This window comes from Streptomyces pristinaespiralis, from assembly GCF_001278075.1.
In the GTDB taxonomy this organism is placed as follows: domain Bacteria; phylum Actinomycetota; class Actinomycetes; order Streptomycetales; family Streptomycetaceae; genus Streptomyces; species Streptomyces pristinaespiralis.
In genome coordinates, this window is sequence record NZ_CP011340.1 from 107887 (window position 1) to 133710 (window position 25824).

Consider the following 25824-nt stretch of genomic DNA (forward strand, 5'->3'; position numbering starts at 1 on the left):
CTTCGGCCCTGCCGAAAGTGCCCAGGACACGAGGGGGAATCGAGTGCTCCGGATCCACTTCACCGATGCCGACCTGGCCCGCACCCGTGTCGCGGCCGCACCGGACCCACTGTGGGAGATCTGCACCAGCCTGCACCGCTTCCAGTCCCGTCAGGGCCGCTGGGCCTACGCCGACTGGCACCGCACGGCGCGCGCGCAGCTGCATGCCACAGGATTCGTCCGTACTCTGCGCACCCTGCTGCTGCCGCTCGTTCCGCGTGCCGCGTACTTCCCCGACTTCCTCACCCCGCCCGAGTCCGCCGGCGGGCTCGACGCCGGGCTGGAGGCGATCCTGGCCACGCCGAAGCACCGCGTCATGGAAGAGGTGGGCATCCTCGCCCACACCAGTGGGGCCCCGTCCTGGGCTCCACGCCTGACCGAGCCGGGCTTCCGCGAGGACCTGGTGAAGGCCATGCGGACGTACCACGACACGGTCATCGCCCCTCACCACGACGTCATCCAGGCCCGTATCGAGGCCGAACGTTCCGCCTGCGCCCGCGCGGTGCTCGACGACGGCGTGGAAGGGATCCTGCGGAACCTCGGGGCGCCGGTGCTGCAGTGGCGGCGTCCCGTCCTGCACACGGTCTATCCCGAGGACCGCGACCTGCGCCTCGACGGCCGCGGGCTCCTCCTGGTCCCCTCGTACTTCTGCTGGGGGAACCCGGTGACCTTCGGCGACACCGCGCACGATCCCGTGTTGATCTACGCGCTCAATCACGAACCCCATCCGGCCACGCTCAAGGAGGAGTTCAGCTCCGGCGCGTCCCTGGCGGCGCTGCTCGGCCGCACCCGGGCCGCTGTTCTGCGCGCCGCCGCCGTCGGCGCCACCACCGGCGAACTCGCCCGGGCCGTCGGCGTGTCCGCGCCTTCCGCGAGTCAGCACGCCCGGGCCCTGCGGGACGCGGGGCTCGTCACCAGCCGCCGCAACGCGGCGTCCGTACTGCACACGCTCACTCCTCTCGGAGCCGCGCTGCTGCGCGCCAACAGGCGACGAGGGTCGAACGAGGGGGCCCAGCGGTAGCGGTCCGCGAGGGGTTCCCCGCGCTCGAAGTCCGGGGTCTTGGTGGTCCGCACCACTTCGCCCCGCTTCCGCCCCACTCCTCACCATGGCGGCCGGCAGGAATCCGGGTGCGGGCCGTCGGTGCGGTGGTGTGTGATCGGCGTATGGCGATCGTGTTGGGCACACCGGAAGTCGACGGGCTGGGCGAGGCTGTGGGCGTGCTGCGGGAGTGGCAGTACGAGGGGGCGCCGATGCAACTGCATCCGGGGGACCTGGGCTGGTTCTGGCGGTCAGGTGCGGAGGCGACCGCCGCGGCGGTCAGGACGTGGCGCCGGGACGGACGGATTCTCGCCGTCGGGCTGCTGGACGGCCCCGGGCTGTTGCGGCTGACGATCGCGCCGGACGCCCGGCAGGACGAGGAACTCGCGCGGCAGTTGGCCGAGGACGTGAGCGGGCCGGAGCGCGGCGTGCTGCCCGCGGGGAAGGTGAACGTCGAGGCGCCGGTGGGGGCGCTGGTCCAGGATCTGCTGTCCGAGGACGGCTGGGGCACCGACGAGCCGTGGACGCCGCTGCGCCGTGACCTCACGGAACCGGTGAAGGACCCGGGCGTGCGGATCGAGGTGGTCGGGCCGGAGCAGGCGCACGTGTTCGCCACCGCGCTTCGGGCAGCGTTCGACGGGTCGAGGTTCACAGCGGAGCGCTGGCACGCGATGGCGGCCGGGCTGCCGTACGCCGACGCCCGGTGTCTGGTCGCGTACGACGAGGCGGGCGGCGCGGCGGCGGTGGTGACGGTGTGGTCGGCCGGTCCGGGCAGGCCCGGGCTGCTCGAACCGATGGGCGTGCACCGCGAGCACCGCCGCCGGGGCTACGGCGTGGCGGTCACCGTCGCCGCGGCGGCCGCGCTTGAGGAGCTGGGTTCGTCGAGCGCGATCGTGTGCACCCCGAGCTCCAATGCCGGCGCCGTCGCCACCTACAGGTCGGCCGGTTTCCGGCCACGCCCCGAGGTGCGGGACAGGTACCGGGACGCCTAGTGCCTCCTCGTCAGGAAGCGGAGCCGGGCGGGGAGTTGCCGCTCCGGCCGAGGCCGGGTGACCGACCGCGCGAGTGACGGGCTGCACCTCGCCCGCCCCCGAGGAGTGCGAGGTGCAGCCTGTCGGCGCGGCAGGCAGGGCCGCTTGTGCGGGGCTTCCCGTGGGCTGCCCGGGCCGGCTCAGCTCAGCCGGGTGGCGGCATACGCCTCGATGGCGTCCCGCTGGTAGGCGGCCAGGCCGGGTGCGATTGCCTCGTACGCGGCGCGCCAGGCGTCGTTGTCGACGCAGGAGCGCCCGATGGCGCGGTACTCCTCGGCGGAGACGGCCCGCAGTTCGCTCAGGGCCCGGTACTGGGCGTCGGCCTCGGCCTGGACGGGCTCGGCGTCGGCCGGGTGGCCGCCGGCCATCAGCTCGGCCAGCCGGATCATCTGCGCCGTGCGTTCACGCTGCCCGGCCTCGACGTCCTGCTCGGTCATCGCGGCGACCTTGCGGGCGATCGCCTCGGCATGCTCGGGGAAGTCGTGCAGGCTCTCCTCGTACTGGGCGGGTCGGACGCCCTCGAACAGGTTCTCCGGTCGGTTGATGGCGGTCATGGGTGTGCCGTCCTTCCTGGACTTTTCCAGTTCGGCGATCGTGCGACGGACGGTGCCGGCCAGGGCCTCGAGACGGTCCCGCTCGGCGAGCAGCCGCCGGTGGTGGCCGCGCAGGGCCTCCACCTCGTCGACCTGCTCGGCCAGGATCCGGCCGATCTCCGGCAGCCCCAGGCCCAGCGCCCGCAGGACGAGGATCTGCTGAAGCAGCAGGAGCTGGTTCTCCTCGTAGTAGCGGTGGCCGTTGGCTCCGGTCCGGGCGGGCGGCAACAGGCCGATCTCGTCGTAGTGCCGCAGGGTCCGGGCGGTCACACCCGACATCCGGGCGACCTCCGCGATGGGCCAGTCCATTGCCGCCTCCTTCACGCTCGCGTCACCGGGCCGGTCTCTCCGGCCCTGTTCAGGACGGTAGAAGCTGCCGCAGCGGCAACTGCAACCCCGAGGCCCGGGCTCGCCCGGTCCGGGTCCGGCAGCAGGGCCCGGACCTCGCCGGCCGGGCCTGCGCCTGTGTTCCTGCCGCCTTGGGCAGCCGGGCGGGGCGCTCTCCTCGTCGGGCTTCGTGCCCGGAGCCCTTTGCGGCCTGCGGGGTGCCGGGCCGTCCGCGACGGTGGAGGGCCGAGAGTACGGCGGGCTGCCGGATCGCGGGCTCAGTGGGCCTGTTCGCGTTCGCTCTCCACAAGTGCCCACGCCTCCGGCGCCCCCAGGTCGTCGTAGAGACGGCTGCGCCGGCGTGGGTCGAGGGTGGTGGAGACGGCGGCCAGGGTGCGGCCCGCGTCGTCGTCCGGCGCGGCTTCCAGGGTGGCGCGCACGATGGCCGTCCGGACGGCGGGCGGCAGGGACGGCAGCATTCCGCGGAGGTCGGCGAGGCTCTCCTCGGGGGTGCGGGATGCCTTGAAGGCGGCGAAGACCTCGCCCAGTTCGGCGTCGCTGCAGCGGTCCCACAGAGCGGGCATCGCCACGGTCTCCTCCGCGTGCAGGTGGGCCAGGTAGGCGCTGATGAGCTCGTTCACGGCCAGGTAGAGGCCGTGCTGGGCGTCGGGCAGCGACCCGGCCGGTGTCGTCGGCAGCCGACGTGCCCGGTCGTCCAGTGCGGTGAGTGCCGCGTCGAGGCGCACATGCTCGGCGTCGAGCGCGTCGGCCGCTTCCGGCGCCCGCTCCCGCAGCAGTGGATGGATGAAGCGGTCCTCGTGGTCGGCGTGCTCGCGGAGCTCCTGTGTCATGGCCAGGCAGCGCTTGGCCAGGTGCCCGGCGCACTCGGGCTCCGCGGTGTCCGCGGCGCCGGTCTCGACGGCGAGGGCGAAGAGCCGCTCGCGCTGGCCCATGTGAACGGTGCGGTACAGATCGATTCTCGGCATGACTCCGCTGCTCTTTCTTCAGGATCCCCGAGTACACTGACAACACATTCACACACAGACAACATGTTGTCAAAGGAGGTAGCGGTGTCCGACGAGATGGCCCTGCTCGTGGCCGATGTGTTCGAGGCCGCGGGGGCGCTGCGCCGGCTGGGCGAGCACACCGCGCAGGCGGAAGGTCTCACCCAGGCCCGCTGGCAGGTGTTGAGCGTGGTCTCCGAGACCGCGCTCACGGTGCCGCAGGCCGCACGCCGCCTGGGTGTCAGCCGGCAGAACGTGCAGCGCGTCGCCAACGATCTCGTGACCTTCGGCCATGCCGCATACACGGCCAACCCCGATCACCGCGGTTCCCCGCTGCTGGCGCTCACCCCGCAGGGCCAGGAGGTCCTGGCCCGCGTCACGACGCGGGCCTCGGCCGTCCATCGCACGCTCTTCGCGGCCCTCCCCGAGGAGGAGATCGGCCGGACGCGGGGCCTGCTGCGCCGGCTGCTGGAGGAGCTGGACCGCCGTGAGCAGGCCGACGGCAGGCGGTGACCGGCCCGGACGGCGGCATAGACTCGAAGGCCGATATCGGTTTCGTCACTGCCAGGAGGTGTTCCCGGGTGCGGGAGTTCCAGCGGGGTGCGGTGCGGCTGCACATCCTGCATCACGCGGCCGAGGAGGAGATCCACGGTGCGTGGATGACCGAGGAACTGGCCTCCCACGGCTACCGGATCAGCCCCGGCACCCTGTATCCGACGCTGCACCGGCTGGAGGCGGACGGGCTGCTGGTCTCCGAGCAGCGGGTGGTCGACGGCCGCGCCCGGCGCGTCTACAGGGCGACCGAAGCGGGGAGGCGGGCCCTCGCCGAGGACCGCCGGGCACTCAGGGAACTCGCCCGCGAGGTCCTCGGCGACGACGCCCCGTAGGCCGGCGGGTCGGCCGCGCGGGGCCGGCGGGCCCGGCGGACGGGGGCTGTCGCGGCGGGCGCGCCCGCCCCCGGTCGGCTCCCCCTGCCCGGCGTCGGAACTGGCCCTCTGCCGTGGGCAGTCGTGTCGAGGGCGGTCCTCCCGACGAGGCAGAGGGCGGCAGCGTATGCGCGTCCGCCGGGACCGGCGCGTCGCCGCTAGGAGGTGCGGGCGGCCACCTTCCGGCGCACCGCGTAGGCGGCGGCGCCGAGCGCCAGGACCACCGCACCGGAGATCACCGAGGACAGCGGCAGGGCGAACGCCAGGACCAGGCAGCCGGCCAGTCCCACGACGGGGACGATCCGCGCCGGACGGCCCTCCTCCGCGCTCAGGGTCCAGGCGGAGGCGTTGGCCACGGCGTAGTAGGCCAGCACGCCGAAGGAGGAGAACCCGATCGCCCCGCGCACGTCGGCCGTCGCGGCGAGCACCGCCACCACCGCGCCGACCGCGAGTTCGGCGCGGTGGGGCACCTTGAACCTCGGGTGCACCGCGGCCAGGGCGTGCGGCAGGTGCCGGTCCCGGGCCATGGCGAGCGTGGTGCGGGACACGCCGAGGATCAGCGCGAGCAGCGAGCCGAGCGCCGCCAGCGCCGCGCCGGCGCGGACGACCGGCACCAGCCGGTCGGCACCTGCGGCCCGGGCCGCGTCCGACAGGGGGGCCGCGGCCCGCGCCAGCCCTTCCGGGCCGAGGACCGTCAGGACGGCGACCGCGACGGCGGCGTAGACGACCAAGGTGATGCCCAGCGCGACCGGGACGGCCAGGGGGATGGTGCGCGCGGGGTCGCGGACCTCCTCGCCCAGGGTGGCAATGCGCGCGTAGCCGGCGAACGCGAAGAACAGCAGGCCCGCCGCCTGGAGCACCCCGCCCACGGTCGCGTCGTCGCCGATGCCCAGCCGGGCCGGGTCAAAGGCGCCGGAGGTGAGGGCAGCGACCACCACGGCGGCGAGCACCGCCAGGACCACGGCCACGATCACCCGCGTCAGCACGGCGGACTTCTGCACCCCGGCGTAGTTCACCACGGTCAACGCCACCACCGCGGCGACCGCGACGGCATGGGCCTGGCCCGGCCACACGTACGAGCCCACCGTCAGCGCCATCGCGGCGCAGGATGCGGTCTTGCCGACGATGAAGCCCCATCCGGCCAGGTAGCCCCAGAAGTCGCCGAGCCGCTCGCGGCCGTAGACGTACGTGCCGCCGGAGGCGGGGTAGCGGGCGGCCAGCCGGGCGGAGGAGGTGGCGTTGCAGTAGGCGACCACCGCCGCGAGCGCCAGGCCGATCAGCAGCCCGGAGCCGGCCGCTTGCGCGGCCGGGGCCAGGGCGGCGAAGATCCCCGCGCCGATCATCGCCCCCAGGCCGATCATCACCGCGTCCGGCACCCCGAGCCGCCGACGCAGCTCGTCCGGCACTCCGGCGGCAGCCGGTGGCTTGCTCATGCCCCACTCCTTCGGCGGCGCCCCGCCGCACGTCTTACGGACTCCGATATCGGTAGACGATACGGGACGGGGCCAGGCCGCCCTCGACCGCACCCCGGGGTCTGGGGCCGCACATGAGGAAGGGGCCTCCGCCCGGAGCGGAGGCCCCTTTGCTGGATCGGACGGCTCGTCGCAGCCGAGGTCAGCCGTCCGACCCAGCAGGCTATGACACTCGTCATACCGCCGTGCAGGCTCGGTTCATAACAGTCGTCATAGGGAGAGTCATGACCGTCATCACCGTGAACAGCGCGACGGGCCGCCTGAGCCTGGAGCAGCGCCGCGAGCTGGAGCCGAGACGCTGACGGGCGCCGTGCTCGTGCCCGAGGCCGGCCGGTTCGCCCCGGCCGCGCGAGCCGGGTTCCAGGTGCACTTCACCGAGCGCGGGTCCGACTCGATGGCCATCGGCGGCCTATTGGCGGCGGATGCGGGGCCGGGGGCCGACGCAATGGTGATCGACGTGACCGTCATGGACGGCGACGGCGACTGGCGCCAGGAGGTCCGTACCGAGGTCATCGAGCGCGTCCTGGCCGCGATGGCCGACGCCTGCGGTGCGGCGGAGCCGTCGCCGGCCTGGTGGGTGACTTTCCGCGTGATCGACGAGGGCAGTTGAGGCTCGCGCGGCGGCGTCCTGTCCGCTCTCTCCCTCCTCGACAGCGGCGTGTTCACGGAGGAGGAGGCCGAGGCCGTCCGCGCCGCGCTCGGCGCATGAGAAACGCGCGGGCGGGTGTCCCGCGTTCGCCGGGAGGGGCACCGGTGCCGCGAGGATCGCGGCCTGGCGCGCCGCGCTCGCCGCGAAGGGGGCGCCGCGTTCGCCGCGAAGGGGGCGCCGCGTCCGCCGCGGACCGCGCCGCACAAGGGCACGTGACCGCGCTGTCGTGAGCGCGGCCGGCGGTCCGTTCAGCCGCTGATGGTGGTGGCGATGAGGGCCTGGAGCTGTGCCGCGGTGCGGTCCAGGGGTTCGGTGCTGCGTTTGGCGCGGCACAGGGCCACGGTGCCCTCGACGGCCGCGACGATGAGTGTGGCGACCTGCGCCGCCTGTTCGGCGTCGGCGCCGTGTTCGCGCAAGGAGTCGGCGAGCAGGCCCTCCCACCGGTCGAAGACCTCGGCCGCGGCCGCCAGGGCGGGCGGTACCTCGTCGGCCGGGGGTTCCTCGATGGCCACGGCCAGGACGGGGCATCCGGCGTGGAAGTCGGTGTCGACGACGATCTTGCGCCACAGGGCCAGGAAGGCGCGCAGTCCGGCGGCCGGGCCGGCCTCGAGCTCCTTGCGCAGAGCGCGGGCGACCCACTCGCCCGTGTGGCGGACGGCTTCCGCGGCCAACTGCTGCTTGCCCTCGGGGAAGTAGTGATAGGTGGATCCGAGCGGCGCCTCGGCATGCTTGGCCATCTCCCGAATGCTCGTGGCGCTCAGCCCGCGGCGGCTGATCATGTCGGCGGCACCCGCCACGATCCGCTCGCGGGACTGCGTACCGCTGCTGCTCCTGACCACCCGTGCACTCCCCTCTGGCTATAACGACCGTCATAGTCTAGCGTGTCCTCCCGTTATGACGACTGTCATAACGCGTGTCGGAAGAACCGAGGAGCTGCCATGCCGATGATCCGGTTGACCGTCCCGACCGGTGCCCTGACCGGTCAGGGGCGCGCGACGGTCCAAAGGGACCTCGCCGCCGTGCTGCTGCGGTGGGAGGGGGCGCCCGACACGGCCTTCTTCCGGGCCCAGGCGTGGAGCTACCTGACCGAGCTGCCCGGGGGCGCGCAGGTGACGGCCGAGGACGACGCGCCCCGTTTCCTCGTCGAGGTGACGGTGCCTCAGGGAGCGCTGTCCGAGCGGCGCAAGGCCGGACTGGCCCGGGAAGCCACCGCCACCGTGCTCGCCGCCGCCGGGCTCTCCCCGGCCGAGGCGCCGCGCGTGTGGGTGCTGGTGAACGAGCAGCCGGACGGCACCTGGGGCGCGGGCGGCTCCGTCGTCCGGTACGCCGACCTGGTGGCACTGGCGAAGGGGCGGCAGGCCGATGCGTGAACTGACCTACGTCGCGCGGCGGACCGTCGAGTGGCGCGAGGCCCCCGACCCGAAGGTGCGGTCCGCCGGAGAGGCGATCGTCGCGCCGGTGGCCGCCACCGCCTGCGACGTGGACTCCTCCATCCTGGCCGGGCACGGCTTCATCGACCCGCCGTTCGCCCTCGGTCACGAATGCGTGGCCGAGGTCACCGACGTCGGCGAGGACGTGACCGGCGTGGTCCCCGGCGACCTGGTCGTGGTGCCCTGGGCCGTCAACTGCGGTACCTGCGCCCACTGTCGGAGCGGCCTGACCGCCCACTGCACCTCGGTCCCGCACATGGCCATGTACGGCGCGCCGATCGGCGGCAGCTGGGGCGGGCTCTTCTCCGACCTGGTCCGCGTCCCGTACGCGGACGCCATGCTGGTCCCGCTGCCGGCCGGTCTCGACCCGGTCGCCATGGCCTCGGCGAGCGACAACTGGTCCCTGTCCTGGCGCCTGGTCGCCCCGCACCTGAGGGCCCGGCCGGGCGCCCGGGTGCTGGTCGTCGCCCGCGGCAGCATCGGCCTGTACGTGTGCGACATCGCCCGCGCGTTCGGCGCCTCCGACGTCCTCTACGTCGACCCCGATGCCGGGCACCGCCGTCTCGCCGAGAGCTACGGCGCCCGCACGGCCGAGGCGATCGAGCCGGTCCCGCACGGCTTCGACGTGGCCGTCGAGGCCACGGGCCGCGTCGAGCAGCTCGGGCTCGCCGTCAGGTCCCTGGCCCCGGAAGGGGTCTGCGAGTCGGCGGGCAACCACTTCCGCCCCGGTGAACTGCCGCTGCTCGACATGTACCTCACCGGCGTCACCCTGCGCATCGCCCGCGACAACGTCCGCGCACACATCCCCGATGCCCTGGACCTCGCCTCGTCCGGGAAGGTCGCGCCCGAACGCGTCGTCTCCCACGTCTTCGACTGGGAGCAACTGCTCGACGCGCTGCCGGAGAAGCACCTCAAGCCCGTCTTCGTTCGCGGCATCACCCCGGGCCGGGCCTCGAGCTGACCGCCTCACCATCGAGGCCGCGAGGGCCGCGAGCAACGTCCCGATGCCGCTGGCCTTCCAGCCCTTCACCCCGGTCAACGAGACCCTGCGCGGGCTGCTGCTCGGCACGGAGATCGGCAACGACGGCTGGATCGCCCTGGCTTGGTGCGCGGGGCTGGGTGTGCTCGGCTACCTGTGGTCGCGCTCGGTGTTCAACCGTGAGGTCACGCGGTGACACGCCGCCCGGCGGCCTCATGCCGGGCGACAGCGCGAGGGGGCGGCTCCCGGGATCGACCGGGAGGCCGCCCCTTCGCGCGGTGGGCCGCCCGACGGGGCGGGGCGGGTCACCCGCGCTCACTGGTTTCGTCGCGGACCCGGGTGGGTTCGGCCGGCGCTCTCAGGGCCGAGTAGACCCCGGCGCACGCGGCGAGCAGCATCACGCAGCCGGCGAAGACCAGGCCGGCGGTGCGCAGGTCCCACAACCGGGCCGCGGCGCCCACGCCCACCACGGGCAGTGAGATGCCGGTGTAGGCGACGACGAAGAACGCCGAGATGGTGCCGCCGCGGTGTGCGGCGGGCGCCGCCCCGCTCACCAGCGACAGGGCCGCCCGGAACGCCAGCCCCTGGCCCGCGCCTCCGCACAGGGCGCCGGCCACGAGCACGGCGAGGGACTCGGCGATCAGGGACCAGGCGACCAGCAGAAGGCCGACGATGAGGACCGCGCAGCCGGCGGGCAGGGCCCGGCGGGAGCCGATGCGATCGCTCAGCGACTGCCCCACGGTGGAGGCGAGGAAGACGGAGAACACGACCGCTCCCGTGACGGCGAGGTTGTGCACGTCGAGTGTCCGGGCCACGAAGCTGGGGGCGAGGGCGGTGAACAGGCCGAGGAGGGAGAAGCCGGCGAACGCCGCGACGGAGGCGGGGGCGAACACTCCTTTCACCTCGTTCGGCACAAAGACTCCTCGGGGCTTCAGCGGGGGAAGCCGTTTCGGGTGCTCGACGGTCTCCGGGAGGAAGCGGATGATCACGGCGGCGACGGCGACCAGCCCGATGTGGACCCAGAAGACCAGCTCGAGGGGGCGCGCCGCGTACTGGGCGAGGATCCCGGACAGCAGCGGGCCGCAGCCGAGACCGCCCATGTTCGCCGCGGTGGCGGCGAAGCCCGCCCGGGCCCGTTGTCCTGGTCCGGCGAGTTCGATGATCGCGGCGGTCGCAGCGCCGCTGAGCAGTCCGGCCGCGAATCCGGAGAGGAGCCGTCCGGCGAAGAGCAGCGGGAGGCCGGTCTCCAGCAGAAAGCATCCGGCGCTGGCGGCGGACAGCGCCATGGCGCACAGCAGGACGGGCCGGCGCCCGACGTCGTCGGAGTAGTTGCCCACGAGGAGCAGCACCGCGATCACGGCGACGGCGTACACGGCGAAGACCACGGTCACCATCAGCTCGGAGAAGCCGATCTTTTGCTGGTAGAGCCCGTACAGCGGCGTGGGCAGGGTCGTGCCGGCCATGCCGATCGCGAACACCACGGCTGCCGCGGCGTAGCCGGGACGGTGGCCCTCACCTTTGCGGACGATCATGCGGGTCACCCTACGAGCGCCCGGGTGCGACCGGCCGGACCTCGCGGCGCCGCGACGTCGCGACGTCGCGACGTCGCGACGTCGGGGCGTCGGGGCGTCGGGGCGTCGCGAATGCGGCGTGGGGCCGCCAGGTGTTCCTCCTGGGGCGTGCAGACGGACACGAACGGGTGCGGGGTGATGTCGGCGTGGCCTGTCGGTCGTTAGGAGGGGGACGAGAAGGAGATCCGCCATGCCCACAGGACCGGCACAGCAGCCCACGGCCGAGCTCGACGCCCGCTACAGCTCCGCGCTCACCCCTCGCCCCGGTGCCGCGGGGGTCACCGCCACCGAGTGGGCGGAGGCACAAAGGCAGTTGGAGGCCGCCGAGATCTTCTGGGTGTCCACGGTGCGGCCCGACGGCCGGCTGCATGTCACGCCCGTGATCGCCGCGTGGCACGACGGGGTGCTGTACTTCTCGACCGGCCCGGGAGAGCAGAAGGCGAAGAACCTCTCTCATGACGTGCACTGCGCGCTGACCACCGGGGGGAACGCGCTCACCGAAGGGTTCGACCTCGTGATCGAGGGCAAGGCGGAGCGGGTCACCGATCCGGCGCTGCTGGAGGAGGTGATCGCGGCGCACGAGGCGAAGTACGGGCCGCACATCACCTCGCCAGAAGGCACGTTCCACGGGATCGGGGATTCGTTCCGGAGCGGGGACGCGGTGTTGTTCGCGGTGGCGCCGACCACGGCGTACGGCTTCGGCCGCGACAACGGGGTCTACAGCCATACGCGGTGGGTGTTCTGAGCGACGGGGCCCCGGGCGGGTGAGGCATCGCGCCCCGACGCGCCGGGGCGCGATGCGGGCGGGTCAGAGCCAGGTTTCGCGCTGTCGTTGCAGTCCGTCGAGGACCAGGTCGAGCCCGGTGTCGAACTCCGCCGCGTACGTGTAGCCCGGTGCGAGGGCGTGGTGGGTGATCATCTCGGTGAGGTGGGGGAACTCGTCGCCGGGCATCTGCTCGAGGATCGAGTCGGCCAGGTCCTCGATGCCTGAGGACGGTTCGAACGGCAGGCTCAGCTCCTGGAGTGTGAATCCGTAGATGTAGCTGTCGAGCACGGAGAACGCGTGCGCGGCGCCGGCGATGGTGAAGCCGCCCGAGCGCAGGCAGCCGATGACCGCGTCGTGGTGGCGCAGGGTCGCGGGGCCGGGGTTGCTGCGGGAGTCCATGAGGCCGATCGCCCACGGGTGGCGGATCAGCGCGTCGCGTGTCGAGACGGCGCGCCGTCGTAGCGCGGTCCGCCAGGGGAGGTCCGTGGGCGGGAGTTCGATCTCGCCGAAGAGGAGGTCGATCATCCCGTCGAGGATCGCTTCCTTGTTGCGGACGTGGTGGTAGAGCGACATGGCTTCGACGCCGAGCCGGTCGGCGAGTTTGCGCATCGTGAGCGCGCCGGTGCCGGCCTCGTCCGCGAGCGCGAGCGCCGTCCGCAGGACCGTGTCCTTGGTGAGAGGCCGGCGGCGGGGTGCCGGCGTGCGGTCTGGCTCGGTGGCCACGGATTTCCTCCCCTGGGTGGGCTTCGCAGGTTGACAACCTTACTTCGTAAGGCACACCCTTACAGCGTAAGGACGGGTGGGGCGAGGGAGGGCGAAGGTCATGGAACCGATCGGCTCGCAGGAGGCCCGAAGAACGGGTCCGCGCAAGAGGATGTGCGTCGTGGGCGCGTCCGGGAAGCTCGGGCGGTACATGGTGCGGCACGCGCTGGACCGGGGCTACGAGGTGGTGGGCGTGTGCCGGGAGCAGAGCGTCGGCAAGCTCGCCGAGTTCGAGGGGCGGATCACGGTGGTCCCCGGGGCGACCGACGACCGTGCGGTCGTCGCGCGGGCGGTGGAGGGATGCCAGGCCGTGCTCACGGTGCTGGTCCCGTGGGGGATGAAGCGCTACTCCTCCGGCACGGCCCGGGCCGTGCTGGACGCGGCGCCCGCGGGGGCCCGGCTGGTGTTCTCCTGCGGCTGGCACATCACCCGTGACGGGAAGGACGTGTACACGCGCAGGCTCAGGGCCTTCGTGGCCGTCTTCGGGCGGTTGGCCAGACTGGCCCGGGTGGCGGACCTGGACGACCAGGTGGAGGCGTGCCGGCAGATCTTCGCCAGTGACACCGAGTGGACGGTCGTCCGCGGCAGCGACCTGGAGGAGGGCGGGAGCCAGGGGCTGCCGGTGTGGAGCCGGCATGTCGGTGACCCGCTCCTCGCGAGCAACCTGACCCGTCGCGTGGACTTCGCCCTGTTCATGGTCGCCGCGGCGGAGGACGACGCCCTCGTCCGGGAGGCCCCGGCCATCGTCGGCCGGCTGACCCCGTCGGCCCTCGCCCACGCCCGCGCGAAGAACACGGCCTGAACAGCCGCGGCCCGAAGACCGCCTGGGCGCCTGGGGCGTGAACACCCGCGGCGTGCGTACGCCGTCGAGCGCGCCGCTCTCCCCCGCCGACCGCGCAGGCAGCCCTGGCCCTCTTGAGGACCAGGGCTGTCGACGAGATCCGCGACGCGTCGACGCGTCCCGCCGGTCGCCGGTCGCCGGTCGCCGGTCGCCGGTGAAGCTTCGGCGCGCGCTCGGACCGCGTCACGGGGGGGCTGTCGCCGTACCGGTCCCGCACCGCCGGCTCCCCCGCCGTGCGGCGCGGGCGCGCCCACACCGGGGCGGCAGGAGTGTCACGGGGTGGCGCTGCCGCCTCGGTCGAGTTCGTCGAGGAACTGTCGTTGGCCGTCCAGGAATCCGTCCGCGAAGAGCGAGCGGGGGGCGAACAGCGCGGTGAGCGTGATCCTGAGCTCCGACTGCTCGAGGGTCTGCTTGACCAGCGAATGGGTCGCGTCCGGGTGGTGCCTGACGGTCAGTGCGCCGCCGTCGTCCAGCACCGCGCGGTAGACGCGTTCCGTGTCGGCGGTGTCCACGTGCACGTCATGACCCGCGAGGGTCAGCAGCACCGGTACGCCGCGCAGGGCTCGGAGGTCCTGCGTGGCGTCGGCGGTGTGGTTCCTGGAGATGAAGCGCCAACGGCCGGCGGTCATGCCGTCCGCCTCGCCGCCCATCGTCCTGACGTACTCCTCGAAGGTCGCGTGGCGTCGCAGCAGCCGGCGGACGGTGTCGCTCCTGGCGATCTCGGCGTCGGTGCGGGCTGCCGACGCGCCGTCGGCGCGCAGCCCGGCGAGGAGGTTGTAGCGGCCCTGCCGGAGCCAGTTGACGGCGGGTGAGACGGCGATGGCGAAGCTCACGGGCGTCCTGGCGGCGACCTTCGGCAGGACCCAGCCCGCCTGGCTGGCGCCCCAGAGCCCGATCCGGTCGCCGTCGATGTCCGGGCGGGCGCGTGCCCAGGCGATGGCGGCGGCCGCCTCGTCGGCCCGGTCGTCCATGGACTGTGCGAGCCAGTCGCCTGGGGCGCCCGCGACGCCGGGCTTGTCCCAGGACAGGGAGGCGTACCCGGCTTCGGCGTTCGCCTCCCACATGGGCCGGTAGCCGTCGTCATGGGTGGCGTCGACGGGTCCGTCGCCGTGGATGTAGACGACGAGGCCGTGCCGGGTGCGGCCGTCCTTGGGGGTGGCCAGGACGCCGTTCAGGGTGTGGCCGCCGTGGCGGATCGAGACGCGCTGTTCCTCCATGTCGTAGGAGTTCTGCCACAGGACCACACCGGCGAGACCGGTGGCCACGAGAAGGACCGTGACAAGTGCCCACACGGCTGTGCGGAGTTCGCGCCGTAGGGGCCGGGGCTTTCGACGCATGAGATCTGACCGCCTCTGTTCGGGGGTTCACATGCCGCTGAAACTATCATCACAATTACGATCGTCGTAAGGATGATAGTTTTATGGTCGAGGGTGCGACGCGACGAGGAGGCACGGTATGGGACCGGACGGGACGGACACGGGAGCGGTGACGGTCCGGCGGGGTGTTCCGGCCGGAGCCGAACGGCGGGCGGCCGAGCTGTACTGGGACGCTTTCGGCCGCAAACTCGGCCCCGCCCTGAACCCGCCGGACAAGGCGGTGCCCTTCCTCGCCGCCCACCTGAACGCCGACCGGGCGGTGTGCGCGCTCCTCGACGGGCAGCTCGTCGGCCTCGCCGGCTACCAACTGGGCGGCCGGTCCCTCACCGGAGGATCGGCCTCCGCCGTGCTGCGCACGTACGGGCACCTGCGAGGACTGCACCGGCTCGCGCTGCTCGCCCTGTTCGAACGCCACCCGGCCCCCGGGCAGCTCGTCATGGACGGCATCGCCGTGGACCCGGGCACCCGCGGCCGCGGCATCGGGAGCCTGCTCCTCGAGGAAGTGGCCGCCGTCGCGGCGGAACAGGACTGCCGGGAGATCAGACTGGACGTGATCGACACCAACCCGCGCGCCAGGGCCTTGTACGAGCGGCGCGGCTTCACGGCCGTCCGGACCGAGCACACCCCCTACCTGCGCGGACTGCTGGGCTTCGGCGCGGCGACCACCATGCGCCGCCCTGTCGGGGCGAACGGGCCGAGAGGACTGCACACACCGTGACCGACCGCATCGAGATCCCCACCCGCATGCTCGTCCACGCACTGGTCCGCGAGGACGGCACCGTCGACGCGGACGAGCTGTACACCGTCGCCAACACCCTGGGCATGAGCGACCAGCAGGTGCGGCTGTGCGTCAAACGCCTTGTGGCCGAAGGCCGGTTCACCCACGAGGGCCGGGGCCGCAAGGCGCAGCTGCACGCGACCGCGGACACGATGCGTGCCCTCTCCCCCAACGCGGACTTCCTCCGCCACGCGTTCGAGCAGGACGCCGGGCGCGCGCCCTGGGACGGTGTCTGGCACCTGGCCGCCTTCGCGGTGCCCGAATCGGAGCGCACGGCCCGGGACTCCCTGCGCGAGACGCTCGTCCACCTCGGCGGCGCGCCGCTCCAGGGCGGACTGTACGTCTGCGCCAACGCCTGGGAACCGTACGTCGAAGAAGCGGCCCACCGCCTCGGCGCCCATGGCGGGCTCACCCTGCTCACCACCACGGACCTGCGCAGGGGCGAGATCCGCGAGCCCGCCGAACTCGCCCGCCGCCTGTGGCCCTTGCCGGAGATCGCCGACCGCTACCACCGCCTCGGCCGCCTCGCCCGGCCCCGCCTCGACCGGCTCACCGGCCCGGCCGGCCTCTCCCCGTCAGCGCTCCTCACCATCGCGGTGGAGCTGGCCGCCGAACTCACCCGAGCCATGGAGCCCGACCCGCTGCTGCCGCCCGAGCTCCTGCCCCGGCCCTGGCCCGGCACCCAGGCCCGGGAGCTCGTCGCCCGGTGCTGGACGGCCCTGCGTGAACGAGACGGCGGCGAGACCCGCCCGGCCCTCTTCCGCCTCTACGCCGACATCACCCGGGCACGAGCCGAGGAGCCCGCCGAGGCCGGCTGACTCTGCCGCTGCCTGCCGTGACTGCCGGCCGCCCTGACAGGCGGCCGGCAGTCACGCAGTCGTGATCCCCCGCCAGGGACTTGCGGCCGGGCGCGCTCAGCCCCCGTGGTGTGTCAATGGCCTCAAGAGTCGAGCACGGCTGCCACGGCCTCGATCTCGACGAGCTGGTCCTTAGTAGCCGAGCACAGTGCCGAGCACAGTGCCGCCCATCAGGGTGCTGGGGACGTCATGGTCGGCGAACGAGTCCCGGACCGCCTCCCAGGCAGCCACCAAATCCTCCCGCCGGGCCGATGCGACCAGAACCCTTGTACTGATGACGTCGTGGAGAGACGCCTGGCCCTGGGGCTCAGGGACTGTCGTCCTCCCAGTCGAAGAACCGGGGGGCGCCGTTCCTCGGGCCGTACAGGGAGCGGCCGCCGGCTCCGTAGCGGCCGAGTTCGGTGGCCAGCACGGCTCCTTCGTGCAGTTGTCGGGGCGTCCAGCCGGTGACGTCCAGCAGCAGCCCGTCGAGCGGTCCGCCCACCAGCTCGACGTAGTCGTGTCCTGGCTGCGGGCCGGGGTCGGGGTCCTCGTGATCGGCGCCGTAGACGCGTCCGCGCATGATCTGCTCGTCCATGCTGCCAGCGTCGCAGCCGCCACTGACAGTCCGGCGGGCCGGCCCCGCGTGCCGGCCCCCGCCTGCCGGCGGCGGTGGGTCGGCGGCGGTAGGTCGGCGGCGGTGGGTCGGCAGGCACAGGCCGCTGTCCGTGCGCCCGGGTTGCTGGCGCCTCGCCAGGGCGGGGGCCGGCCCGGTGCAATGGCGGCGCGGGGCCGCTGCGGCTGGGGCGTCAGCTCGACGGGGCGTCGCCGGGGAACTCCCCGCTCCCCCACCGGTTCCAGAGCGTGTGGTGCCACTCGTCGGCGCCCGGGCCGGGCGGCCGCACCGCAGGGACGGGGCCGGGGCCGGTCTCGATGAGGTGCAGCAGCGTCCAGGCGACGCCGTAGCAGTCGTCCGGGCCGAAGCAGCCGGCCAGTGCCTGCGCCTCCTCGGCCGTGACGGGCGCGGGGACGGCTTCGAGCTGCCTGACGCGCCGGTCGATCTCGTCCTCGTCGGCATCCTGGTCGGGCAGGGGGCCGCCGGCGACGAAGGCCTGGATCTCGGGTCTCATGACCCCATCATGACCGGTGCGGATTGGCCCAGGGTTTCGGTGTCGAAGTGACCCTGCCCGCAGGGCACTTCGGACCGTAGGGTCGTGATCATGACTGAGGAAACGCCCACCGGGTCCACGTCCACCACGCCCTTTCCTGCGGTGCTGACCCGCCGCGCCGACGCCGAGACCTGCGCCGACCCCAGCAGTGTCATGACGCTGCTGGGCGAGTCGGACGCCACGCCCGGCGGCTTCACCAGCTACCGGTCCACCTTCGCCGAGGGAGCCGTGGGCGCCCCGGCCCACTTCCACACCAGGGCGACGGAGCTGTTCTTCGTGATCAGCGGATCCCTGCGGGTGCTGGTGGGCGAGGAGATCACCGTCCTGGACGAGGGCGACTTCCTGGCCGTGCCGCCGCACACCCCGCATGCCTTCGCCGCCGCGCCCGGCGCGACGGCGGACGTCCTGTTCGTGTTCACGCCCGGCATGGGCCGGTTCGACTACCTGCGCCTGCTCAGCCGGGTGATGCGCGGTGAGGCCGACCCGAAGGAGATCGCCGAGTCCGCGGAACGCTTCGACAACCACTACGTCGACAGCCCCGTTTGGCGTGCCGCCCTGGCGGCGTCGGCGTGATCGGCGCAGCCACCCACATCCGCGTAAATAGTCCTCGATCGCCCATCCGCCATCAGTGGCAGTGACCGGACTCGGTCGCCGGGCCGGTGCCGGTGACGCCCAAGTCATCGGAGCGGCCGGCGTCGACGCGCGGCCACTGTGCTGTGGGACGTCCACCCGGCCACTCCCACAGCGGCGGCCAGTCGGGGGCCCCGCCCAGGGTCCGCGTGGCCTGCCCGAGGCGCGGCCAGCCTGCCGGTGAGTCCTCCCAGTCCTCCTGACGCCCGAACACCGTAAGGTCCATGAGCGCGTAGCTGTAGTCCACCGCCTCGGCCCCGCGACGCTTGGTCCAGAACGTCTCGAAAACACGATCGCCGTCGCGCAGGTAGCACACCAGGTGGAACAAGCCGAGCTCCCGGCCGACAAGAAGCGACTCGAGCGAGGGCTGGGCGGAGTACCACGGCATCGCCCAGCCCATGAAGGCGCGGTAGCGCAGGCTCTCCTCGTACGACGTCTGCGCATCCCCGAAGCCGTAGGCCGTGTTCCGCCCCTGACAGAACACGGCGAAGGTGATGTCACGGGAGTGCAGATAAGCCAGCTCGCCCACGTGGCTCATCACCCAGGTACAGCCTTCGCACTGCTCAGCGGCCGGCCGGCCCGGCCACCACATGAAGTAGTAGGCGATCATCTGGCGTCGCCCTTCGAACGCGTCCAGGAGCGTCATGGGACCGTCCGGCCCGAGCAGCGGGCTGTCCGCGGCCACCTCGACCATCGGGAGCCTGCGGCGCGCGGCGGCGATCGCGTCGCCTTCGCGGGTGTGGGCCTTCTCCCTCGCCCGCAGCCCCTCCAACTGCTGCTCGAAGGTCGCTCGGTCGACGACCGGCGGCTGCGCCTTGCTCGGGTTCTCGGACATCAGCGGCTCCTGGGATCGCTTCGTCGTGACTAAGGGTCCCTCCTCAGCAACGTAGTTGCCGGTCGGGATCGCCGTCACGCGCATCCGACCCGGCTCCACCGTCTCCGAACATACCCACGGCATCACTCACCGTAGCGGCCAACGACCTCTGCGCGGGTCGGCATACAAGCTCATCGAGTCCGCCCAAGCCGCTGGCGCGCCGTCAACGCCTCCCACCTGGTCGCGCTGGCTGCTGCATGCCCTGGGGGTGGTCCCCGCACAGGCGGGGGGTGATCCGACCTGCACGGTGACGCGGAGGGTTCAAAGGGCTGCCGGCCGTCGGCATCCGGCCTGCCGCGGGGGTGGGTCGAGAAGACCTCGGCCAGCGCGGCATCGCGGATACGGGGGTTCATGGGTGGTGCGTGGTGTCCGGGCCGGCCTGTTCGACCGCGTCCAGTCTGCGCCGCAGGTGGGCCCGTTCGGGTTCGGTGCCGGCCAGGGCGAGTGCTTCCCGGTAGGCCGCCGCTGCTTCGGGGAGCCTGCCGAGGCGCTGCAGGAGGTCCGCCCGGGCGGCCGGGTACGGGTGGTGGCCGCGCAGCCGCTCCTCCCCCGCCAGGTCGTCGAGCAGCGCCAGACCCGCTTCGGGGCCGTCGCGCATGGCCACCGCGGCGGCCCGGTTCAGGGCGACGACCGGGGAGGGGGTGAGCCTGAGCAGCACGTCGTAGAGCGCGACGATCTGCGGCCAGTCGGTGGTCGCGAGGTCCGCCGCCTCGTCGTGCAGGGCGGCGATCGCGGCCTGCACGCCGTACGGGCCGGGCGGGCCGCCGGTCAGGGACGGGGGCACCAGGGCCAGCCCTTCCTCGATCATGGGGCGGTCCCAGCGGTCGCGGTCCTGGTCCTCGAGGAGCACGAGTTCGCCGTCGGGGCCGGTGCGGGCGGCGCGGCGGGCGTGGACCAGCAGCATCAGGGCGAGCAGTCCGGTGACCTCCCGTTCGGCGGGGAGCAGACGGTGCAGGATACGGGCGAGGCGGACGGCTTCCTCCGCGAGGTCGAGCCGTTGGAGGTCGGGGCCCGAGCTGGCCGTGTAGCCCTCGGTGAAGATGGAGTAGAGGACCTGGAGGACGCCGGGCAGGCGTCCGGGCAGTTCGTCGGCGCCGGGCACCCGGAACGGGATCCGGGCCTCGCGGATCTTCTTCTTCGCCCGCACGATCCGCTGGGCCATCGTCGATGGCGGCACGAGGTAGGCGCGGGCGACCTCGGGTGTCGTCAGTCCGGCCAGGCAGCGCAGCGTCAGGGCTCCCCGGGCCTCGGGCGGCAGGGCGGGGTGGGCGCAGGTGAAGAACAACTGCAGCCGCTCGTCGGGCAGATCGCTGTCCGCGCCGGTGCCGGGGGCCGGGGCGGGGCCGGCCCGGTCCGCCTCCAGTTGGAGGACGGCGAGCCGGGCGGCGTACGCCTGGTCGCGCCGCAGCCGGTCGACGGCCTTGCGCCGGGCGGTGGTCAGCAGCCAGGCGCCGGGCCGGTCCGGCACCCCCTGTACCGGCCAGTGCACCAGCGCCGCCTCGACCGCCTCGGACGCGACCTCCTCCGCCAGGTCCAGATCTCCGAAACGGCGTACGAGGGAGGCGAGCAGCCGGCCGTGTTCCTCACGGAAGACCGACTCCACCGCCCTGTCCGTGCCGGCCGGCCGCGCCTCCATCGCCGTCAGGCCCCGAAGTCGGCGACCGGCCGCACCACGACCGACCCGCTGCCGCGTGCGCCGGGGCAGCGGGCGGCCCAGTCGAGGGCGGCGTCCAGGTCCGGCACGTCGATGACGTAGAAGCCGCCGAGGACTTCGCGGGTCTCGGCGAACGGCCCGTCGGTGACGGTCCGTTCGCCGTCGGCGGCGACCTGGACCTTCGTGGCGGTGACCAGGTCGGCCAGCGACTCCCCCGAGACGAGGATCCCGGCGTCCCGCACGGCCTTGTCGTAGGCCATCCAGTCCTCGACGCCGCATTCGGCGGCTCCGCCGTTCTCGTCGGTCGCGCCACTGTTGATCAGCATCATGTACTTCATGGTCCGGCTCCTTCAGGTCCTGATCGTCTTCGTGCGGCGGGCGCCGCACACCATGACGACGAACGGGGTGGCGCTCTGTCGACACCGTCCCCCGATTTTTTTCTTCTGATCTTTTCGCGGGACTCCTGCCGGGTGCCCGGGCGGGCGTCAGCCGGGCCCGTGGCGGTGGTGTGTTCCCGGGGTGTGGCCGAAGGCGCGGCGGAAGACGTCGATGAACGCGCTGGCGGACGACCAGCCGCACAGGTGCGCCACGGTGGTCACCGGGGTGTCCTCCGCCAGCAGGACCAGCGCGTGGTGCAGGCGTAGTTGGGTGCGCCACTGAGGGAAGGTCATGGCGAGGTCGGACTTGAACAGCCGGGACAGGGTGCGGTCGCTCGCGCCGACCTCCCTGCCCAGCGCGGCCAGCGTGCGGTTGTCGGCCGGGTCGGTGCGCAGCAGGTCGCACAGGTCCTTGAGCAGGGGCGAGGTGGGTGTGGGCAGGTGGAGCGGCTGTTGGGGCGAGGCCCGCAGCTGGTCCAGCAGTACGGCGCGCAGGCGGGTGCGTTCGGGGCTGTCGTCGAACGGGGGGCGGGTGTGGGCGAGGATGAGTTCGCGCAGCAGGGGGGCGACGGCGAGGACGGTCGGCTCGTCGAGGCCGAGCGGGTTGTCGGTGGCGGGCAGTCCGACGAGGTGCAGGTCCAGTTCGCCGTGGGCCTGGTGGGCGTGGACGGTGCCGGCCGGGATCCAGATGGCGCGGGTGGCCGGCGCCACCCAGGTGCCCGTGCCGGTCGTCACGGTCAGCACTCCGCGCCCCGCGTAGACGATCTGGTGGTCGTCGTGCCGGTGGGCGTCGATCTCTGTTCCGGTCGCCAGACTCCGGGTGCGGGTGGGGGCGACCGGCTGGTGGCGGATCTTCGGCATCGGTCGGCAGTTTATTGGAAGTACGACAGCGGTGTGCTGACGACGATGGTGGCGTGCGAGAGAACAAGTCGGTCGTCCTGCTGTCGGTCGGGCATGCCTGCGTGGACGTGTATCAGGGCGCGGTGGCGGCGCTCGTGCCGTTCTTCGTGGCCGAGCGTGCCTACAGTTACGCCGCGGTGTCCGGTGTCGTCCTTGCCGCGTCCGTGCTGTCGTCCGTGGCCCAGCCGGTGTTCGGGGTGCTGACCGACCGGTGGGCGATGCCCTGGCTGCTGCCGGTGAGCACGCTGCTGGGCGGGGTGGGCATCGCTCTGAGCGGTGTGAGCGGGTCCTATGCGTGGACGCTGGTGTTCGTGGCGGTGTCAGGGCTGGGGGTGGCCGCCTACCATCCGGAGTCGGCCCGGGTCGCACGGCTCGCCTGCCGGGGCGGTCACAAGGGGATGGGCTGGTTCTCCCTGGGCGGGAACCTCGGCTTCGCGCTCGCTCCGCTCATGGTCACCGCGGTCGTCGCCGGCGGCGGGCTGCGGCTGTCGCCGCTGCTCGTGGTGCCCGCGCTCGTGGGCAGCGTGCTGTGCCTGCCCGTGCTGAAGGCGCTGGAGCGGGACGGGACCGCCCGCTTTGGCCCGGCTGTGACGGCGGAGGCCGACGACCGGGTGTCGTTCGTGATGTTGTCGATGGCGGTGATCTGCCGTTCCGTCGTCTTCGTGGGCCTGAGTACCTTCATCTCGCTCTATGCGCGGCAGCGTGTGGAGGGCGGCGCGGCGGCGGGCACCGCGGCGCTGTTCGTGCTCTATCTCGGGGGCGCGGTGGGCTCCGTGGTGGGTGGCAGCCTGGCCGAGCGCTGGGACCGGGTCGTCGTCTCCCGCTGGTCGTACCTGGCGACGGCCGTGGCGGTCGCCGGGATCGTCACCGTCCCCGGGCCGGTCCTCTATCTGTTCGTGGCGCTGGCGTCCGCCGGCCTGTACGTGCCGTTCTCGCTGCAGGTCACCCTGGGCCAGGACTATCTGCCGTCGCGGGTCGGTACGGCCGGCGGGATCACGCTCGGTCTCACCGTCAGTGCCGGCGGCCTGGCCGGTCCTTTCATCGGGAAGCTGGCCGACGCGACGTCCCTGCGTACGGCGCTGGCCCCGCTGGTGATGATGCCCGTGCTGAGCTGGCTGTTGTTCCGCACCCTGCCCGAACCCGTGGCGCCGCGGCGGCATGTCACGCCGCCGGCGGAGCCGTCGGGGGGCGGGGCGGCAGCGGAGGCGGCGGGGGTGACGGAGGGCGGCGCCGGCCGCAGGCGGGCCCGGAGGGTCAGGCGTGGAACTCGGTGAGGTCGATGCTGTGGACGCGCAGCGGGTGGCCGTACACGGGGTGCGTGGTCTCGCGCTCCGGCACCATGCCGAGCTTGCGGATGACGTTCTCGGACGCCTCGTCCCCGGCGCGGCTGATGCTGATGACGCGGTCCAGGCCGCGGTCCTGGAGCGCGAACTCCAGCGTGGCGTGGGCGGCTTCAGAGGCGTAACCCTGGCCCCAGAACTGGGAGCCGAGCCGCCAGCTGATCGCCACGGCGGGCAGCACCTCCGGCAGGAACCCGGGCACGGACAGCCCGGTGAAGCCGGCCAGTTCGCCGGAGGCGAGCAGTTCGACGGCGAAGAGGCCGAAGCCCTCCTCGTCCCACTCCTCCTCCCACTGCTCGATCGCCTCTGCGGTGTGCTCGAGATCGTGCGGGGAGCCGTCGTCGACCCACTGCATGACCCGCGGGTCCGCGTTGATGTCCGCCATCGGCGCGAGGTCGTCGTCGTGCCAGCGGCGGAGGATGAGGCGGGGGGTGCGGATCTCGGTCATGGGCTCCCATCCTGCCGGAGGTGCGGGGGTCGTGAACTGCTGCTGTTTCATCTCGTATGAGTGAGTTCTGCCGTGTGCGGGTGAGGGGTTGTGGGCTGTGGTGTGTGAGGGCTCGCGGGGTGGACGGGGGTTCGTGTGTCGAATGGGTGACCTTTGCGGGGGCGGGTCGTTGGGGGTGGTGGCGGGTGTGTGCGGTCCGGTACGGAGGGGGTGGACACGGTGGGCGGTCTGCGGGAGGTGGCGGCGCCGTTCGTGGTCACCGGACCTTCGGGTGTGGCAGTGCGTACCCGGCTCAAGGGCCTGACGGCCGGGGACGAGGAGGTGCTGCGGCTGGTGGGTGCGCATCTCGGGTCGCTGGCCTCGCGTGATCTCAAGGCGCGGTGTGTGGAGGGTCTGGAGCACTCAGCCGAGTCGTGGGCGGTCCGGAAGCGGGAGTTGACGGGGGTGTCGTCGTCGAGGTGGGCGGGGTCGATCACGAAGGCCACGCACGATCAGTGGGCGCTCGCCCGGCACGGGCAGGCCGCGCACATCCAGGGCCTCGAAGCCGGGATCAGGACGATCGCGCACCGGCTGTCGCTGCCGGTCGGAGCGAAGGGCACGAAGCGTGCCGCGGGTGGTTACCGTTCGCGGCGGGAGTGGCATGCCAAGGCCCGGCGTCTGCGGGTGCTGGAGGACCGGCTGGGGCGGGTGCGGGCCGAGAGGGACGCGGGCCGGGTGCGTGTGGTGCGCGGCGGCCGACGACTGGCGCGCACCCGGCATCACCTTGCCGATGCGGGGCTGACCGCAGCCCAGTGGCGGCAGCGGTGGGAGGCCGGGCGCTGGTTCCTGCAGGCGGATGGTGAGTCGGGGAAGAGGTTCGGCAACGAGACGATCCGCATCACCCCCGAGGGTGAGGTGTCGATCAAGCTCCCGGCACCGCTGGCACATCTGGCGAACGCCGCGCACGGCCGGTACGTACTCGCCGGGCGGGTGCGGTTCGCGCACCGCGGGCAGGAGTGGGCGGACCGTGTGGCGGCGCACCGGGCCGTGGCCTACCGCATCCACCACGACACCGGACGCGACCGCTGGTACGTCACCGCCTCCTGGCAGATCCCACCCACCCCTACCGTTCCGCTCGAAGCCGCCCTCGCCCACGGTGTGATCGGCGTCGACACCAACGCCGGCCACCTCGCCGCCTGGCGCCTCGACACCCACGGCAACCCCATCGGCGATCCGCGCCGCTTCTTCTACGATCTGACCGGCAGCGCCCCACACCGCGACGCCCAGGTCCGGCACGCCCTCACCCGCCTCCTGCACTGGGCCCGGTCCTGTGGCGTTAAGGCGATCGCGGTCGAGGACCTCGACTTCCAGGCCGAGAAGACCAGGGAGAAGCACGGCCGCAGGCGAAGGTTCCGGCAGCTGATCTCCGGCATGCCCACCGGACGCCTGCGTGCCCGCCTCGTCTCGATGGCCGACGCCACCGGCATCACGATCATCGCCGTCGACCCCGCCTACACCAGCAGATGGGGCGCGCAGCACTGGCAGAAGCCCCTCACCAGCACCACCCGAAAGACCAGCCGTCACGATGCGGCGAGCATCGCGATCGGCAGACGCGCCCAAGGGCACCCGATCCGGCGACGGACGACACCGCCCCCGCACGACCAGAGCGATCGTGCGGGGCATCGGACCGTCCAGGCCGACCGGCGTGCGCTTGGGCGCGAGGAACCCCGCCCCCGCATTCCCGGACCACGCACACGATGCGTGCCCCCGGACGCGGAACGAACGCGGGCAACCAGGGCACCCACCACCGTTCGGGATGCCCGCAGCGACCAGGAATGGGTCCAAGACCCACTCCTGCTCACTGAATAGGAACGGTCGGCGTTAATCGGTGCTCGTGCCGGTGCTGTGCGGCGGGCCGGGCCGGGGCGGGGCGTCCGCCGGGCCTGGTGGCGGGCCGGCCGGGGCGGGCGGGGCGCCGGTGCGGGCCCGGCCGGGGTGGGCGGTGCGCCGGTGCGGGCCCGGCCGGGGTGGGCG

The 25824-nt window shown here is 72.9% G+C and carries 28 protein-coding genes and 2 pseudogenes; 15 read left to right on the top strand and 15 right to left on the bottom strand.

Annotated features, from left to right (window positions below; translation table 11 throughout):
- Positions 1-43: 43 nt before the first annotated feature.
- Together SPRI_RS00405 and SPRI_RS00410 are read left to right on the top strand one after the other, a co-directional pair.
- A complete protein-coding gene (locus tag SPRI_RS00405; protein ID WP_005322096.1) occupies positions 44-1060 on the top strand; it encodes an ArsR/SmtB family transcription factor in 1017 nt (338 codons plus the stop codon).
- A 143-nt stretch (positions 1061-1203) separates the two neighbouring features.
- Complete coding sequence (locus tag SPRI_RS00410; protein ID WP_037777449.1) at positions 1204-2070, top strand: GNAT family N-acetyltransferase; 867 nt, start codon at positions 1204-1206, stop codon at positions 2068-2070.
- Between the two features lie 179 nt (positions 2071-2249).
- Here SPRI_RS00410 and SPRI_RS00415 read toward each other — a convergent pair whose 3' ends face one another.
- Together SPRI_RS00415 and SPRI_RS00420 are read right to left on the bottom strand one after the other, a co-directional pair.
- The gene (locus SPRI_RS00415) at positions 2250-3011 is read right to left on the bottom strand and encodes a MerR family transcriptional regulator (RefSeq protein WP_005322092.1); all 762 of its coding nucleotides are present in this window, start codon (positions 3009-3011) and stop codon (positions 2250-2252) included.
- A gap of 296 nt (positions 3012-3307) precedes the next feature.
- Positions 3308-4015 carry a hemerythrin domain-containing protein gene (locus SPRI_RS00420; protein WP_005322090.1) on the bottom strand — a complete coding sequence of 236 codons (708 nt, stop codon included), beginning with the start codon at positions 4013-4015 and terminating at the stop codon, positions 3308-3310.
- Between the two features lie 84 nt (positions 4016-4099).
- On the opposite strand from SPRI_RS00420, the gene SPRI_RS00425 reads away from it, so the two are divergent.
- Both SPRI_RS00425 and SPRI_RS00430 read left to right on the top strand, forming a co-directional pair.
- Positions 4100-4546, top strand: a complete 447-nt coding sequence (locus SPRI_RS00425) for a MarR family winged helix-turn-helix transcriptional regulator (RefSeq protein ID WP_037775666.1) — start codon at positions 4100-4102, stop codon at positions 4544-4546.
- Positions 4547-4614: 68 nt separating this feature from the next.
- Entirely contained in the window at positions 4615-4920 is a 306-nt protein-coding gene (locus tag SPRI_RS00430) for a PadR family transcriptional regulator (protein WP_005322088.1), read from the top strand.
- Positions 4921-5117: 197 nt separating this feature from the next.
- Here SPRI_RS00430 and SPRI_RS00435 read toward each other — a convergent pair whose 3' ends face one another.
- On the bottom strand, positions 5118-6392 hold the full coding sequence (locus SPRI_RS00435; protein WP_005322087.1) for an APC family permease: 1275 nt from the start codon (positions 6390-6392) through the stop codon (positions 5118-5120).
- A 349-nt stretch (positions 6393-6741) separates the two neighbouring features.
- Between SPRI_RS00435 and SPRI_RS39020 the strand changes: the two genes are divergently transcribed.
- The gene (locus SPRI_RS39020; protein ID WP_005322085.1) at positions 6742-7041 is read left to right on the top strand and encodes a hypothetical protein; all 300 of its coding nucleotides are present in this window, start codon (positions 6742-6744) and stop codon (positions 7039-7041) included.
- Positions 7042-7328: 287 nt separating this feature from the next.
- Here SPRI_RS39020 and SPRI_RS00445 read toward each other — a convergent pair whose 3' ends face one another.
- Positions 7329-7919, bottom strand: coding sequence for a TetR/AcrR family transcriptional regulator (locus SPRI_RS00445; RefSeq protein ID WP_005322079.1), 591 nt, complete (start codon positions 7917-7919; stop codon positions 7329-7331).
- Between the two features lie 99 nt (positions 7920-8018).
- Between SPRI_RS00445 and SPRI_RS00450 the strand changes: the two genes are divergently transcribed.
- The 3 genes and pseudogenes from SPRI_RS00450 to SPRI_RS00460 all read left to right on the top strand — a co-directional run.
- Entirely contained in the window at positions 8019-8450 is a 432-nt protein-coding gene (locus tag SPRI_RS00450; protein ID WP_037775665.1) for a tautomerase family protein, read from the top strand.
- Positions 8443-9471: a zinc-dependent alcohol dehydrogenase gene (locus SPRI_RS00455; protein ID WP_005322075.1), complete on the top strand. Its 1029-nt coding sequence runs from the start codon at positions 8443-8445 to the stop codon at positions 9469-9471. The genes SPRI_RS00450 and SPRI_RS00455 overlap by 8 nt, the downstream gene beginning before the upstream one ends.
- A gap of 52 nt (positions 9472-9523) precedes the next feature.
- Positions 9524-9685, top strand: a pseudogene (locus tag SPRI_RS00460) (multidrug ABC transporter permease); the annotation flags it as partial.
- A gap of 109 nt (positions 9686-9794) precedes the next feature.
- On the opposite strand, the gene SPRI_RS00465 reads toward SPRI_RS00460, so the two are convergent.
- A complete protein-coding gene (locus SPRI_RS00465; protein ID WP_005322067.1) occupies positions 9795-11021 on the bottom strand; it encodes an MFS transporter in 1227 nt (408 codons plus the stop codon).
- Positions 11022-11250: 229 nt separating this feature from the next.
- On the opposite strand from SPRI_RS00465, the gene SPRI_RS00470 reads away from it, so the two are divergent.
- Positions 11251-11805 carry a pyridoxamine 5'-phosphate oxidase family protein gene (locus SPRI_RS00470; protein WP_005322065.1) on the top strand — a complete coding sequence of 185 codons (555 nt, stop codon included), beginning with the start codon at positions 11251-11253 and terminating at the stop codon, positions 11803-11805.
- 63 nt (positions 11806-11868) lie between these two features.
- Here SPRI_RS00470 and SPRI_RS00475 read toward each other — a convergent pair whose 3' ends face one another.
- Positions 11869-12549 (bottom strand): TetR/AcrR family transcriptional regulator, encoded by a 681-nt coding sequence (locus SPRI_RS00475; protein WP_005322063.1) that lies wholly within the window; start codon positions 12547-12549, stop codon positions 11869-11871.
- Positions 12550-12649: 100 nt separating this feature from the next.
- Here SPRI_RS00475 and SPRI_RS00480 point away from each other — a divergent pair, with 100 nt between their 5' ends.
- Entirely contained in the window at positions 12650-13390 is a 741-nt protein-coding gene (locus tag SPRI_RS00480; protein WP_005322061.1) for an NAD(P)-dependent oxidoreductase, read from the top strand.
- Positions 13391-13701: 311 nt separating this feature from the next.
- On the opposite strand, the gene SPRI_RS00485 is transcribed toward SPRI_RS00480, so the two are convergent.
- On the bottom strand, positions 13702-14766 hold the full coding sequence (locus SPRI_RS00485) for an alpha/beta hydrolase family protein (RefSeq protein WP_037775664.1): 1065 nt from the start codon (positions 14764-14766) through the stop codon (positions 13702-13704).
- A gap of 118 nt (positions 14767-14884) precedes the next feature.
- Between SPRI_RS00485 and SPRI_RS00490 the strand changes: the two genes are divergently transcribed.
- Positions 14885-15523 carry a GNAT family N-acetyltransferase gene (locus SPRI_RS00490; RefSeq protein ID WP_037775662.1) on the top strand — a complete coding sequence of 213 codons (639 nt, stop codon included), beginning with the start codon at positions 14885-14887 and terminating at the stop codon, positions 15521-15523.
- On the top strand, positions 15520-16401 hold the full coding sequence (locus SPRI_RS00495) for a PaaX family transcriptional regulator C-terminal domain-containing protein (RefSeq protein WP_005322054.1): 882 nt from the start codon (positions 15520-15522) through the stop codon (positions 16399-16401). Before SPRI_RS00490 ends, SPRI_RS00495 begins: the two co-directional genes overlap by 4 nt.
- 122 nt (positions 16402-16523) lie before the next feature.
- On the opposite strand, the pseudogene SPRI_RS00500 reads toward SPRI_RS00495, so the two are convergent.
- The 3 genes and pseudogenes from SPRI_RS00500 to SPRI_RS00510 form a co-directional block, all read right to left on the bottom strand.
- Positions 16524-16734 (bottom strand): annotated as a pseudogene (locus SPRI_RS00500) (RidA family protein); the annotation flags it as partial.
- Positions 16735-16747: 13 nt separating this feature from the next.
- Positions 16748-17017, bottom strand: coding sequence for a hypothetical protein (locus tag SPRI_RS00505; RefSeq protein ID WP_053556607.1), 270 nt, complete (start codon positions 17015-17017; stop codon positions 16748-16750).
- A gap of 211 nt (positions 17018-17228) precedes the next feature.
- Positions 17229-17549, bottom strand: a complete 321-nt coding sequence (locus SPRI_RS00510) for a hypothetical protein (RefSeq protein ID WP_005322047.1) — start codon at positions 17547-17549, stop codon at positions 17229-17231.
- Positions 17550-17639: 90 nt separating this feature from the next.
- On the opposite strand from SPRI_RS00510, the gene SPRI_RS00515 reads away from it, so the two are divergent.
- Positions 17640-18161 carry a cupin domain-containing protein gene (locus SPRI_RS00515; protein WP_005322045.1) on the top strand — a complete coding sequence of 174 codons (522 nt, stop codon included), beginning with the start codon at positions 17640-17642 and terminating at the stop codon, positions 18159-18161.
- A gap of 52 nt (positions 18162-18213) precedes the next feature.
- Here the strand turns inward: SPRI_RS00515 and SPRI_RS00520 are convergent, their stop codons facing one another.
- The 4 genes from SPRI_RS00520 to SPRI_RS00535 form a co-directional block, all read right to left on the bottom strand.
- The gene (locus tag SPRI_RS00520; protein WP_005322042.1) at positions 18214-19053 is read right to left on the bottom strand and encodes a DUF899 family protein; all 840 of its coding nucleotides are present in this window, start codon (positions 19051-19053) and stop codon (positions 18214-18216) included.
- A 388-nt stretch (positions 19054-19441) separates the two neighbouring features.
- A complete protein-coding gene (locus SPRI_RS00525) occupies positions 19442-20728 on the bottom strand; it encodes an RNA polymerase sigma factor (protein WP_005322039.1) in 1287 nt (428 codons plus the stop codon).
- 5 nt (positions 20729-20733) lie between these two features.
- Positions 20734-21084, bottom strand: coding sequence for a YciI family protein (locus tag SPRI_RS00530; RefSeq protein ID WP_005322036.1), 351 nt, complete (start codon positions 21082-21084; stop codon positions 20734-20736).
- Positions 21085-21231: 147 nt separating this feature from the next.
- Entirely contained in the window at positions 21232-21984 is a 753-nt protein-coding gene (locus tag SPRI_RS00535; protein WP_005322033.1) for a helix-turn-helix transcriptional regulator, read from the bottom strand.
- Between the two features lie 53 nt (positions 21985-22037).
- Between SPRI_RS00535 and SPRI_RS00540 the strand changes: the two genes are divergently transcribed.
- Positions 22038-23297: an MFS transporter gene (locus SPRI_RS00540; RefSeq protein WP_005322030.1), complete on the top strand. Its 1260-nt coding sequence runs from the start codon at positions 22038-22040 to the stop codon at positions 23295-23297.
- Here the strand turns inward: SPRI_RS00540 and SPRI_RS00545 are convergent.
- Positions 23278-23811 carry a GNAT family N-acetyltransferase gene (locus tag SPRI_RS00545; RefSeq protein ID WP_005322023.1) on the bottom strand — a complete coding sequence of 178 codons (534 nt, stop codon included), beginning with the start codon at positions 23809-23811 and terminating at the stop codon, positions 23278-23280. The two genes, SPRI_RS00540 and SPRI_RS00545, sit on opposite strands and share 20 nt — an antisense overlap.
- Positions 23812-24030: 219 nt before the next feature.
- Here SPRI_RS00545 and SPRI_RS00550 point away from each other — a divergent pair, with 219 nt between their 5' ends.
- A complete protein-coding gene (locus tag SPRI_RS00550; protein ID WP_005322020.1) occupies positions 24031-25659 on the top strand; it encodes an IS200/IS605 family element transposase accessory protein TnpB in 1629 nt (542 codons plus the stop codon).
- Positions 25660-25824 lie beyond the last annotated feature (165 nt).